This is a genomic window from Azospirillum sp. P4_B5, from assembly GCF_056402275.1.
The window spans coordinates 84,656-97,182 of record NZ_JBFUHT010000022.1 but is presented as its reverse complement, the minus strand read 5'-3'; the positions used below and the strand labels follow the sequence as shown (position 1 = coordinate 97,182).

The 12,527-nt window shown below is 69.3% G+C and carries 10 protein-coding genes; 7 read left to right on the top strand and 3 right to left on the bottom strand.

Features of this window, described 5'->3' with window-relative positions:
* Window positions 1–7: 7 nt before the first annotated feature.
* Complete coding sequence (aptA, locus tag AC1DVI_RS18360) at window positions 8–1,369, bottom strand: omega-aminotransferase AptA (RefSeq protein WP_476959185.1); 1,362 nt, start codon at window positions 1,367–1,369, stop codon at window positions 8–10.
* A gap of 125 nt (window positions 1,370–1,494) precedes the next feature.
* On the opposite strand from aptA, the gene AC1DVI_RS18355 reads away from it, so the two are divergent.
* The 3 genes from AC1DVI_RS18355 to AC1DVI_RS18345 all read left to right on the top strand — a co-directional run bounded on the left by AC1DVI_RS18355 (window position 1,495) and on the right by AC1DVI_RS18345 (window position 3,746).
* The gene (locus tag AC1DVI_RS18355) at window positions 1,495–2,442 is read left to right on the top strand and encodes a LysR family transcriptional regulator (protein ID WP_476959184.1); all 948 of its coding nucleotides are present in this window, start codon (window positions 1,495–1,497) and stop codon (window positions 2,440–2,442) included.
* A 79-nt stretch (window positions 2,443–2,521) separates the two neighbouring features.
* Window positions 2,522–3,082 carry a hypothetical protein gene (locus tag AC1DVI_RS18350; RefSeq protein ID WP_149167274.1) on the top strand — a complete coding sequence of 187 codons (561 nt, stop codon included), beginning with the start codon at window positions 2,522–2,524 and terminating at the stop codon, window positions 3,080–3,082.
* Between the two features lie 196 nt (window positions 3,083–3,278).
* Window positions 3,279–3,746, top strand: a complete 468-nt coding sequence (locus AC1DVI_RS18345) for a DUF4112 domain-containing protein (RefSeq protein ID WP_476959183.1) — start codon at window positions 3,279–3,281, stop codon at window positions 3,744–3,746.
* 24 nt (window positions 3,747–3,770) lie between these two features.
* Here AC1DVI_RS18345 and AC1DVI_RS18340 read toward each other — a convergent pair whose 3' ends face one another.
* The gene (locus AC1DVI_RS18340) at window positions 3,771–4,496 is read right to left on the bottom strand and encodes a pyridoxamine 5'-phosphate oxidase family protein (RefSeq protein WP_476959182.1); all 726 of its coding nucleotides are present in this window, start codon (window positions 4,494–4,496) and stop codon (window positions 3,771–3,773) included.
* 100 nt (window positions 4,497–4,596) lie between these two features.
* Here AC1DVI_RS18340 and pdxR point away from each other — a divergent pair, with 100 nt between their 5' ends.
* From pdxR to AC1DVI_RS18320, 4 genes are all read left to right on the top strand, one after another.
* Window positions 4,597–6,039: a MocR-like pyridoxine biosynthesis transcription factor PdxR gene (gene pdxR / locus AC1DVI_RS18335; RefSeq protein WP_476959181.1), complete on the top strand. Its 1,443-nt coding sequence runs from the start codon at window positions 4,597–4,599 to the stop codon at window positions 6,037–6,039.
* A 312-nt stretch (window positions 6,040–6,351) separates the two neighbouring features.
* The gene (locus AC1DVI_RS18330) at window positions 6,352–8,127 is read left to right on the top strand and encodes an N-acetylglutaminylglutamine amidotransferase (RefSeq protein WP_476959180.1); all 1,776 of its coding nucleotides are present in this window, start codon (window positions 6,352–6,354) and stop codon (window positions 8,125–8,127) included.
* A 7-nt stretch (window positions 8,128–8,134) separates the two neighbouring features.
* Complete coding sequence (ngg, locus tag AC1DVI_RS18325; RefSeq protein ID WP_476959179.1) at window positions 8,135–9,901, top strand: N-acetylglutaminylglutamine synthetase; 1,767 nt, start codon at window positions 8,135–8,137, stop codon at window positions 9,899–9,901.
* 15 nt (window positions 9,902–9,916) lie between these two features.
* Entirely contained in the window at window positions 9,917–11,077 is a 1,161-nt protein-coding gene (locus AC1DVI_RS18320; RefSeq protein WP_476959178.1) for an osmoprotectant NAGGN system M42 family peptidase, read from the top strand.
* A 156-nt stretch (window positions 11,078–11,233) separates the two neighbouring features.
* Here the strand turns inward: AC1DVI_RS18320 and AC1DVI_RS18315 are convergent, their stop codons facing one another.
* Window positions 11,234–12,487, bottom strand: coding sequence for an MFS transporter (locus AC1DVI_RS18315; protein ID WP_476959177.1), 1,254 nt, complete (start codon window positions 12,485–12,487; stop codon window positions 11,234–11,236).
* Window positions 12,488–12,527: the final 40 nt, after the last annotated feature.

Here is a 12,527-nt window from a genome sequence, read left to right as displayed (position 1 = left end):
CGATGGCTCAGGCGGTCGCCTGGATGGCGTCAGAAACGGCGTTCATCAGCCGGTCGAGATCCTCGCGCTCGCTGATGAAATGCGGACCGAACTGCAGCGTGTCGCCGCCGAAGCGAACGTAGAAGCCCGCCTTCCAGCACGTCATGGCGATCTCGTAGGGGCGGCGGGCCGGCTCGCCCGGCAGGGCCGCGATCTGCACCGCGCCGGCAAGCCCGTAGTTGCGGATGTCGGTGACGTGCTTCAGCCCCTTCAGCCCGTGCAGCACCGTCTCGAAATGCGGAGCCAGATCCGCCGCCTTCTCGGCCAGCTTGTCCTGCTCGAACAGCTCCAGCGCCGCGAGGCCGGCGGCGCAGGCGACGGGGTGGGCGGAGTAGGTGTAGCCGTGCGGGAATTCGACCATGTAGTCGGCGCCGCCGTTGTCCATGAAGGTCTGGTAGATCTCACGGCTGGCGACCACCGCGCCCATCGGCACCGCGCCGTTGGTCAGGCCCTTGGCGACGTTCATGATGTCCGGTACCACCCCGAAGGCGTCGGCGCCGAAGGCGGCGCCCATGCGACCGAAGCCGGTGATGACTTCGTCGAAGATCAGCAGGATGTTGTGCTTGTCGCACAGTGCGCGCAGCCGCTGCAGGTAGCCCTTGGGCGGCGGCAGCACGCCCGCCGATCCGGCCAGCGGCTCCACGATCACCGCGGCGATGTTGGAGGCGTCGTGCAGGGCGACCAGCTCCTCCAGCGCGTCGGCCAGTTCGGCGCCCTGCTCCGGCAGGCCCTTGGTGAAGGTGTTCTGGGGCAGCAGCGTGTGCGGCAGATGATCGGCCTCGACGCCCGAGCCGAACAGCTTGCGGTTTCCGCCGATGCCGCCCACGCTGATGCCGCCGAAATTGACGCCGTGGTAGCCCTTGGACCGGCCGATCAGCTTGGTCTTGGCCGGCTGGCCCTTCAGCCGCCAGTAGGCCCGCGCCATCTTCAGCGCCGTGTCGGTGGCCTCCGACCCGGAATTGACGAAGAACACATGGTCCAGCCCGGCCGGCGTCATCGAGGCCAGCTTGTGCGCCAGCTTGAAGGCGGCGGGGTGGCCGAACTGGAAGGCCGGGCTGTAGTCCAGCTCGGCGAGCTGGCGGGCCACCGCCTCGCTGATTTCGCGGCGGCCGTGCCCGGCGCCGCAGCACCACAGGCCGGACAGGCTGTCGTAGATCTTCCGCCCCTCGGCGTCCCAGTACCAAGCGCCCTCGGCGCGGGCGATCAGGCGCGGGTTCGCCTTGAATTCGCGGTTCGCCGTGAAGGGCATCCAGTGGGCGTCCAGCTCCTCGCGCGTCAGCCCGGCGGTTGGGGCGGTTCCGGCTTTCTGGCTCTCTTCCAACGGCGGCATCGGGCGGCACTCCTGCTGGCTGGGGTGGGCGTCAGGGATCGTCTCGGAAAACAGTGTGCGCGGAGGCTTGGTTGCGGTTAAATCCAAACCATTCAAACCTTACGCAAGCGTTGGCTTACCTATCCGTGACCAAGCCCGCCCGCCCCCTGAGCGGCCTCAACGACGCCGACCTGCGCCTGCTGCGCGTCTTCAAGACGGTTGTGGAGTGCGGCGGTTTTTCCGCGGCGGAGGTGGAGCTGAACATCAGCCGCGCCGCCATCAGCCTGCACATGGCCGATCTGGAACGGCGGCTGGGGCTGCGGCTGTGCCGACGCGGGCGGGCGGGTTTCCTGCTGACCGACGAGGGGCGCATGGCCTACGAGGCGGCGCTGCGCCTGTTCGCCGGGCTGGAGAGCTTCCGCAGCGAGATCAACGCGGCGCACGGGCGGCTGCGCGGCGAATTGAACATCGGCATCACCGACAACCTCGTCACCATGCCGAAGATGCGCGTGACCGACGCCCTGCGCGGCCTGAAGCAGCAGGGGCCGGAGGTGCGGGTGAACATCCGCATGATCCCGCCCAACGAGATTGAGCGCGGCGTGCTGGACGGGCGCCTGCATGTCGGTGTCGTGCCCGCGCGCCGCGCCCTGCCCGGCCTGGACCGTCTGCCGCTGTACCAGGAGGAGTCACGTCTCTATTGCGGGCGCGGCCATCCGCTGTTCGATGCGGAGACGGTGCCCGACGCCGCGGTGGAGGCCGCCGACGCCGTCGCCCCGACCGAAGCGCAGCAGGTGCCGGAGGCGGCGGGGGTGCAGCAGGCGCTGACCGCCACCGCCACCGCGACCGACCGCGAGGGCGTGGCCTTCCTGATCCTGACCGGCTGCTACGTCGGCTTCCTGCCCACCCATTACGCGCGGCAATGGGTCGAGCGCGGGGCCATGCGCGCCCTGCTGCCGGAGCGCTTCCATTACGCTCAGGAGTTCCAGGCCGTCACCAAGAAGGGCGCACAGCCCAATCTGGTGCTGGAACGGTTTCTCGACCTGCTGAGACGGACGGGACTGGAGGGGGAAGGGCATCCCCAAAAGCAGGGGTGATTTCCATTGACGCAGGCCCCCTCACGCCCCACCGTAATTGAGGGGAATACGAACAAAGAACCGGTGGGGGAGCGCGGCCATGGTGATGCTGACCGAACAGTTCGTCATCGACTACCTGCTATTCGCCGCCGTCCTGCTCACCGTCACCTGCTCCCTGCTCGGCAGCTTCTTCCTCAGCGCGCTCAGCCGTCAGACGGGAGCGCTGTCGCGCCTGCTGCTCTGGGGCGTTCCGGCGACCCTGCTCAGCACCGCCCTGTGGTCGCTGGCCATGCCAGCGGACCGGGCGCTGGTGGTCGGTGCGGCGACCGCCGTGGCGACGCTCATCGGACAGCATCTCCTGCCCTTCGGTCCGGTCGGCCAAGCCGGCTGCTGGTCATGGGACGCGCTGGTCTTCCGCGGTCTGTCCTGGACCGGGCGCACCGCCCTGATGCTCGCCCCCGCCGTGTGGCTCGGCGGCATGCCATCCTGGATCTTGTGGTTCGCCCTGGCCGGGGCCGTGAACGCCGCCATCTTCGCCCTGTGCCAGTTGCGCGGCACCAACCCGGCGCTGCGCCGGTCGGTGGAGCAGGGCGACGTTCTGTGGGGTGGGTCCCAAGGCGCGGTTCTGGGTGGCCTGCCGGCGTTCCTGATGTTGTTGTGACCGGGCCAGAAAACCGGGGATAAATCCACCGTACTCATACGAAAATGTACCGGGTGGGTCTTGCGCGGGCGGGACGACCGGGCCATCTGTGCGGGACTGGCTCCGGGCCCCTCTGGCGGTCCACTTGGTACGGACCGCGATGTCGGAGCCCTTCACTTGAGCGGACGGTGCAGCCGTCCCCTTCTGGAGGGTCCGTATGACCGATACGTCTTTTTCCTCTTTCCAGTACGGTTCCGCTTACGGTGAGACGGCGCATTTTGCGGCGCGCCGGCGGTTGGAATGGCTGGCGCGGATGATGGACAGCGCCGTCCGCGTGCCCGGCACCAACATCACCTTCGGCGCCGACGCGGTGCTGGGCCTGGTTCCCGGCTTCGGCAACCTCGCCACCACGGCGGTGTCCGGCTATCTCATCCGCGAGGCCTGGAGGCTCGGCGTGCCGCGCGGCAAGCTGCTGCGCATGGTCGGCAACGTGGCGATGGACAGCCTGATCAGCGCCGTCCCGGTCGCCGGCAACATCGCCGACGTGTTCTGGAAAGCCAACCGCAAGAACATGGCGATCCTGGCCGAGCATCTGGACCGCCAGCCCCCGCAGGGCGACCGGCCCCATCATCGCCGCCGCTCGGCGCCCTACACCATCGATGGCGAGTGGCGCCGGACGCGGTGAAGCCGGACGCGGTGAAGGGGCGCGTCACTCCCCGCCGAACCGGATGCGGTGGTTCTCCAGCATCAACTCATCCAGCCGGCGGCCGGCGGTGAAGCCCGCCAGCCCCGGCGGGACCGGCGTATCGGCGGGGAGCCGCGGACAGGGTTCTGCGGCGCCGATCACCTGAACCACCGGGTAGCGGGCGGTGTAGACGGGCAGGTCCATGTCCTCCCCCTCGTCGGACAGGCCCTTGCTCCGGATCTTGGCGCTCGCCTCCTCGATCTCCATGCCGACGACCATGGTCGCCTTGATCTCCTGCGCCGTGCTGGCCCGCAGCTCGGCGCTGCGCCCCGGATAGAAGCGGTCGACCATGGCGTCGAGCGCGCGGGCCTTGGCCTCCGGCTCCTCCACGATGCGGGCGGTGCCGAAGCATATGGCCGACCGGTAATCCGCCGAATGGTTGAACCCGCAGCGGGCTAACACGAGGCTGTCGAGATGCGTCACGGTCAGGCAGACCGGCAGGCCGTCGCGCTGCGCCCGCAGCATCCGGCTGGCCGAGGAGCCGTGCCAATAGAGATGATCGCCCTCCCGCCAGAAGGCCGTGGGGGTGCAGTAGGGCTGCCCGTCGATCACGTAGGCGATGTGCGCGATCATCGCCCCGTCGAGGATGGCGTGAACGGATTCACGGTCGTAGCGCCCCCGCTCGTGCAGGCGTTTCACCCGGTTGCGGTCGGTGACGGGATAGCTGTCGGACGGAACGGCCTCGGACATCGCGGAACTCTCTTCGCGGCGGTGGACAACGACGCCATTAGAGCCTAGCCATTGGTCCGGCGTGAGAGCCAATTCCGACCTTGTCGACTGGACCAATCCGATGCCCGCCGATCTGTCCGACCTCATGCTCCTGCCCATCGACCGGACGGGCGGCGAGCCGCTGCTGCGGCAGGTCTACCGGGAGCTGCGCCGGGCCATCCTGTCCGGCGCCCTGCCGCCCGGCGGGAAGCTGCCACCGACGCGCGCCCTCGCCGAACGGCTCGGCGTCGCCCGCAACACGGTGGTCGCCGCCTATGAGCAGCTTCTGGCCGAGGGCTTCATCGAAGGGCGCGTCGGGGCGGGCAGCTTCGTGTCCCGCGACCTGCCGGACGGGCTGGAGAGTCCGCCGCCGGAGCCGCCCCGCCGCGTCCCCTCCCCGTTGCCATCGGCCACCCCCTTCGGCACCCTGCCCTTCAGCACGGGACGCTGCGCGCTGGACGAGCGCAGTCTGCGGATCTGGCGCAGCCTGACCCTACGGCACCTGCAACGGCCGGACCCGGAGATGCTCGGCTATGGGGAGCCCGGCGGCCCGGCGGCGCTGCGGCAGGCCATTGCCCACTATCTGCAAACCGCGCGGGCGGTGCGCTGCGAGCCCGAGCAAGTGGTGATCACCGCCGGCGCCCAACAGGCCATCGACCTCGTGCTGCGCGTTCTGCTGCGGCCCGGCGATCCGGTGTGGCTGGAGGACCCCTGCTACCCCGCGGTGCGCGCCGCCCTGGAGGCCGCGCGGGCGCGCGTCGTGCCGCTGCCCGTCGATGGGCAGGGCTTGGAGGTGGCAGCGGGCGTCGCCGCGGCGCCGGACGCCCGGCTGGCCTATGTCACCCCGTCCTCCCACTACCCGCTGGGCGTGGTGCTGTCGATGGCGCGGCGGATGGAGCTTCTGGCCTGGGCGCGGGCGGCCGGCGCCTGGGTGCTGGAGGACGATTACGACAGCGAGTTCCGCTACGCCGGCCGTCCGCTCGCCTCGCTCCAGGGGATCGACGGCGGCGGACGGGTCATCTATGTCGGCACCTTCAGCAAGGTCCTGTTCCCCGGCCTGAGGCTCGGCTACGCCGTGCTGCCGCCCGAGCTGCTGGACCCGGTGCTCACGATGCGCCGCCTGACCGACTGGCACCCGGCGACGCTCTACACGGGTGTGGTGACCGACTTCCTGGAAGAAGGTCACTTCGGTCCGCACCTGCGGCGCATGCGCCGCCGCTACACGACCGCGCGGGACGCGCTCGCCGACGCCATCGGCGCCCATCTCTCCCCCTGGATGGAGGCGGAGGTGCCGGAGCAGGGCATGAAGCTGATCGCCCGGCTACGCCCAGCCCTGTCGGATCGCGACGTGGAGGCGGTGGCGGCCCAGCGCGGAATCGCCGTCCGCCCGGTCAGCCCGATGCACATCGCCGCCCCACCGTTGCAGGCGCTGATGCTGGGATTCACCGGCCACGAGCCGGGCGCCCTGCGCCACGCCGCCCGCAAACTGGCCGCCGCATTGGCGGCTGCACGATTAGACGTCTAATCCTCATTTTCAGGAGCAGACGAGTTAATCCCGAAAAGCCTATTCCCACCAATGCGCCGCCCGGCGCCACACCCCCCGGCTTTCCCCGGCCGCGCGGCAATCCCGGCCCGATGGGGTAACCCGCATACCCCGTTTTCGGCCCGCGCCCCTCCCGTCGTTCGGCGCGCCCTACCCCCGATACCCTGTGCAAGGCAGGCCCCAACCTTGCGACGATCAAGCTGCACGCCTGTTGAGGGGTGGCGCCGGCCCTTCGCCGTTTCAGGCGTTTTTTGCCGGCGTCCAGTCCATTCGAATACGGAGATATTTCTTACAATGTGCGGCATCAGCGGGGAAATCCGCTTCGATTCTCGCCCGGCCTCCGCGTCTGCGGTCGGCTCGATGACCGAAGCCCTGGCGTTGCGCGGCCCCGACGGGCAAGGCGTCTTCGCTCATGGCCGGATGGCCTTCGGCCACCGACGGCTGAGCATCATCGACCTGTCCGAAGCGGCGCAGCAGCCGATGACCGACCCCGAGCTGGGCCTCGGCATCGTCTTCAACGGCTGCATCTACAATTATCCGGAACTGCGGGCGGAGCTGGAAGCCAAGGGCTACCGCTTCTTCTCGCACGGCGACACCGAAGTCCTGCTGAAAGCCTATCACGCCTGGGGCCGCCGCTTCGTCGAGCGGCTTTACGGCATGTTCGCCTTCGCCATCTGGGAACGGGACAGCGGGCGCGTCACGCTGGGCCGCGACCGGCTGGGCATCAAGCCGCTCTACCTGTCCGAGACGGCGGGGCGGCTGCGTTTCGCCTCCACCCTACCCGCCCTGCTGGCCGGCGGCGACATCGACACCGCGATCGACCCGGTGGGTCTCTACCAGTACATGAGCTTCCACGCCGTCGTTCCGGCGCCGGGGACCATCCTGAAAGGCGTGCGCAAGCTGCCGCCGGCCACGCTGCTGACGCTGGAGCCGGACGGGCGCCGCATCGAGGAAACCTATTGGGAGCCGGTCTTCGGCCCGCAGCCCGGCGACGAGCGCATGTCGGAGAACGACTGGCAGGACGCCGTTCTGTCCACGCTGCGCAAGGCTGTGGAGCGGCGGCTGGTCGCCGACGTGCCGGTCGGCGTGCTGCTCTCGGGCGGGCTGGACAGCTCGGTCATCGTCGCCCTGCTGGCGGAGGCTGGGCAGACCGGCCTGCAGACCTTCTCCATCGGCTTCGAGACGGTGGGCCAGGAGAAGGGCGACGAGTTCCAGTATTCCGACCTGATCGCCCAGCGCTTCCAGACCGACCATCACAAGCTGTTCATCGACAGCACCCGCGCCCTGCCCGCCCTTCAGGACTGCGTGCGGGCGATGTCGGAGCCGATGGTCAGCCACGACGCCATCGGCTTCTTCCTGCTGTCGCAGGAGGTCTCCAAGCATGTGAAGGTGGTGCAGAGCGGTCAGGGCGCCGACGAGATCTTCGCGGGTTACCATTGGTACCCGCCGATGATGGAGGCGACCGACCCGCTGTCCACCTACGCCAAGGTCTTTTTCGACCGCAACCGCGCGGAGATGGCCGAGGCACTGAACCCGCAGTATCTGGCCGACGAGGACGCGGCGAGCGCCTTCGTCGCCGCCCATTTCGCCCGGCCCGGCGCCGACCGCCCGGTGGACAAGGCGCTTCGCCTCGACACCACGGTCATGCTGGTCGACGACCCGGTGAAGCGGGTGGACAACATGACCATGGCCTGGGGGCTGGAGGGACGCGTGCCCTTCCTCGACCACGATCTGGTCGAGCTGGCCGCCCGCGTCCCGCCGGAGCTGAAGCTGCGCGACGGCGGCAAATACGTGCTGAAGGAGGCGGCGCGCAAGGTCGTCCCCTCCGAGGTCATCGACCGGCCCAAGGGCTATTTCCCCGTTCCGGCGCTGAAATACCTGCGCGGCCCCTATCTGGAACTGGTGCGCGACGTGCTGAACCAGCCCGCCGCGCGGGAGCGCGCGTTGTTCCAGCCGGCCTATCTCGACCGGCTGTTCAGCGATCCGGAAACCCACATCACGCCGCTTCGCGGTTCGAAGCTCTGGCAGGCCGCCCTGCTGGAGTTCTGGCTGCAAACCCACGGGATCTGAACACCGCATGATGACGATGCAAAATCGCACCCAGACGCCTTTCCGGATCGAACGCGCCCTGGTCTCCGCCCTGATGGACGAGGACTCGCCGCGCCCGAACCGCCGGACGGGGGCGGGGCTTGGGCCGACGCCGCGCGCGGTGGTGAATTGCGGCTGGGGCCGCCTGCTCTTCGCCAACACCTTTCCCGACGTCGGCGAGTTGATCGCGGCCATGCGGCAGGAGGGGCCGGGGCGGCGCGACATCGCGCTGTATCTGGAGGACCCGCATGTGGCGCTGGCCCAGGCGCCGAACGAGCTGTTCCTCGACCCCTCCCACACCTACCGCCTGCGGCTGGCCGGATTCCGGCCCGGCATGGAGACGCGCGGCTTCACCATCGAGCCGCCGCGCGGCCGCCAGGACGCCGACGCCGTGAACCGCATCTACGGCGCCCGCGGCATGGTCACCATGGACCCGGAATTCTGGTGGGGTGAGCGCGACAGCCGCGTGCTGACCCATCTGATCGCCACCGATCCGGTCAGCGGGGCGGTGATCGGCTCGGTCACCGGAGTGGATCACGCCCGCGCCTTCAAGGACCCGCAGAACGGTTCCTCACTCTGGTGTCTGGCGGTCGATCCGCAGGCGGCCTATCCCGGCATCGGCGAGGCGCTGGTCCGCGCACTGGCCGAGCATTTCAAGGAGCGCGGGCGCAGCTTCATGGACCTGTCGGTCCTGCACGACAACGCGAACGCCATCGCGCTGTACGAGAAGCTGGGCTTCCGGCGGGTGCCGGTCTTCGCGCTGAAGACCAAGAACCCGATCAACGAGAAGCTGTTCGCCGGCCCGGCGGTGGAGGCCAGCCTCAACCCTTACGCCATGATCATCATCAACGAGGCCCGGCGCCGCGGCATCGGGGTTGAGGTGGTGGACGCGGAGTCCAACCTGTTCCGCCTCAGCTTCGGCGGGCGCAGCATCCTGTGCCGCGAAAGCCTCAGCGAACTGACCTCGGCGGTGGCGCTGTTCCGCTGCGACGACAAGGCGGTGACCCGGCGCACGCTGCTGCGGGCGGGCCTGTCGGTGCCGGACCAGATGACGGCGGCCGGCATGGACGACAACGCCGCCTTCCTGGAGCGCCACGGCAGCGTCGTGGTGAAGCCGGCCCGCGGCGAGCAGGGCCAGGGCATCACCGTGGACGTGCGCGACGCGGAAACGTTGGCCTGGGCCATCGGCAAGGCCAAGACGATCTGCGACACGGTCCTGCTGGAGCAGTTCGTGCAGGGCCAGGATGTGCGCATCCTGGTCATCGACTACCGCGTCGTCGCCGCCGCGGTGCGCCGCCCGGCGGAGATCGTCGGCACCGGCGACCGCAAGATCTCACAGCTGATCGAGGCGCAGAGCCGCCGCCGCGCCGCCGCCACCGGCGGGGAAAGCCGCATTCCGATGGACGAGGAGACGGAACGCTGCGTGCGGGACGCCGGTTTCTCCATGGACTCGGTCCTTCCGGAGGGGCAGACGCTGGCCGTTCGCAAGACGGCCAACCTGCACACGGGCGGCACGCTGCACGACATCACCGACCGCCTGCACCACCGCGTGGTGGAAGCGGCGGTGGAGGCGGCGCGCGCGCTCGACATTCCGGTGGTCGGCCTGGATCTTCTGATCCCCGACCTTCTGGGGTCCGACTACGCGATCATCGAAGCGAACGAGCGGCCCGGCCTTGCCAACCACGAACCGCAGCCGACTGCCGAGCGCTTCCTCGATCTTCTCTTCCCCTACTCCGCGGTCGATCCGCGGGCGTGACGTTCAGGAGGTGGTATGGAGCAGGCAGCCTTGGCGCGGACCGGAATCGTCCGGCCCGTCATCGACATGGACTATCTGACGGGCCTTCTCCGCCGCCTGCTGGAGATCCCGAGCCCGACCGGATACACCGACCAGATCGTGCATTTCTGCGGCGATGAGCTGCACCGTCTGGGCATCCCCTTCGAGCTGACCCGGCGCGGCGCCATCCGCGCCGATCTGGCGGGGCGGCAATACAGCCCCGACCGCGCCGTGGTCGCCCATCTCGACACGCTGGGCGCCCAGGTGAAGATGCTGAAGCCGAACGGCCGGCTGGAGGTCGTGCCCATCGGCACTTGGTCGGCGCGCTTCGCCGAAGGGGCGCGCTGCACCGTCTACACCGACATGGGCAGCTACCGCGGCACCATCCTGCCGCTGAAGGCGTCCGGTCACACCTTCAACGAGGAGATCGACACCCAGCCGGTGGCCTGGACCAACCTGGAGATCCGGGTGGATGCCCGCTGCGAAACCCTGGCGGAATTGCAGGTCCACGGCTTCAACGTCGGCGACTTCGTGGCCATCGACCCGCAGGCGGAGTTCGACGCCAGCGGCTTCATCAACTCCCGCCATCTCGACGACAAGGCGGGGGTGGCGGTGATCTTCGCCGCCGCCAAGGCGGTCCTGGACGCCAAGCTGCCGCTGCCGGTGGACTGCCACCTGCTGCTGACCATCTCGGAGGAGGTCGGCTCCGGCGCCTCGTCGGTGCTGCACAAGGACGTGGCGGAGATGGTGACCATCGACAACGGCACCACCGCCATGGGCCAGAACAGCCGCGAGTTCGGCGTGACCGTCGCCATGGCCGACAGCACCGGCCCCTTCGACTATCACCTGACGCACAAGCTGCTGTCGCTGTGCCAGCAGCACGACATCGAGCACCAGCGCGACGTCTTCCGCTATTACCGCTGCGACAGCGCCGCCGCCATCGAGGCGGGCAACGACATCCGTACGGCGCTGGTCTGCTTCGGCATCGACAGCTCCCACGGCTATGAGCGCATCCACGCGGACTCGCTGCGCTCGCTGGCCGAGTTGATCGCGCTCTACATGCAGAGCGACGTGGCGATCCCGCGCGACCGCGTCGGCATGGGACCGATGGGCGCCTTCCCCTGGCAGCCCACCGCACCGGCGAAGGTCGAGGAGTAGCCACATTCCTTCTCCCCCCTGGGGAGAAGGTCAGGATGAGGGGGCGCCGAAGGCGATCCACTTTGAGCAGTGGAAGTTATCCTCCGCCCTACTGGGCGTAAATCCCCCTCACCCAAACCCTCTCCCCAGGGGGGAGAGGGCTTCACACCGCCCCCCTCAATCCCCCGCCGCCAACTCCGGCCGGGGCGGCCCCAGCGGGTCGAGCGGGGTGACGGTCGGCGTCGTTTGGGGCAGCGGGCGGAAGCTGGCCTGCGCCTCGGCGGGCGGCGGCGGACGCATCCGCGTGCGCCATAGGCCGTAGAGCGTCGCCGACCCCGCCCCCGCCGCGATGAAGCCGAACAGCACCTCCGGCCCCGCAAAGCCCATGGCGGCCGAGGCCAGCGGCGGCCCGATGATTGCACCCACCGAATTGGCGAGGATCAGGCCGCCGCTGACCGACACCACATTGTCCGGCCCGGCGTGGTCGTTGGTGTGGGCGGCGCAGACCGGGTAGAGCGTGAAGGCCAGCCCGCCGAACAGCGGCGCCACCAGAAGCAACGTCTCCTGCCGCCCGCTGCCCTCCGCCAGGATCATGCCGACGCTGACCAGAGCCAGCGCCGCCGACAGGCCGATGATGACCGCGCGACGGTCGAAGCGGTCCGACAGCCGTCCCAGCGGCCATTGCAGCGCCACCCCGCCCAGGATCAGGGTGCTCATGAACAGCGCCGTCCCCGACACCCCGAAGCCGGAGGTCGCACCGAACACCGGGGCGAGGCCGTAGATGGAGCCGGTGACCGTCCCGCTGATGAAGACGCCGACGACACCCAGCGGCGACGCCTCGTACAGCCGCCGCAGCCCGTAGGACTCGACGTTGGGCAGGGTCGGCGGCGTGGTCCGCGTCAGCGCCACCGGCACCAGGGCGAGCGTCAGCAGGATGGCGATCAGCATGAAGATGCGCACGCCCGCCTCGTCGTCCAGCTGCAACAGTTGCTGGCCCACCGCCGAGGCGGCGTAGAGCGTGACCATGTAGAGCGACAGGATCTGCCCGCGCGTCTCGTTGTTGGCGGTACCGTTCAGCCAGCTTTCGATGCAGATGTAGAGGCCGGCCATGCAAAATCCCTCGGCCAGCCGCAGCACGGTCCACAGCGGCACCGCGTCGAACAAGGCGTGGGACAGCGCCGCCGCCGACAGGACCGAGGCGAAGGCGGCGAAGGCGCGGATGTGGCCGACCCGCGTGATGACCCGGTGGGCGAACAGGGAGCCGCCGGTCAGCCCGCTATAGAAGGCCGCGGTGATCAGACCCACCGCGACCGCGCCGGAGTCCGTGCCGGCCAGCCGCAGGCCGATGAGCGTGCTGAGCGCGCCGTTGCCCAGCATCAGGAAAGCGACCCCGAGCAGGAGCGAAAGTACCGAGCGTGCAACCTGCGGCATGTGTCCGACCACCCGTTCCATCCACGAAAGACCAGCGCCG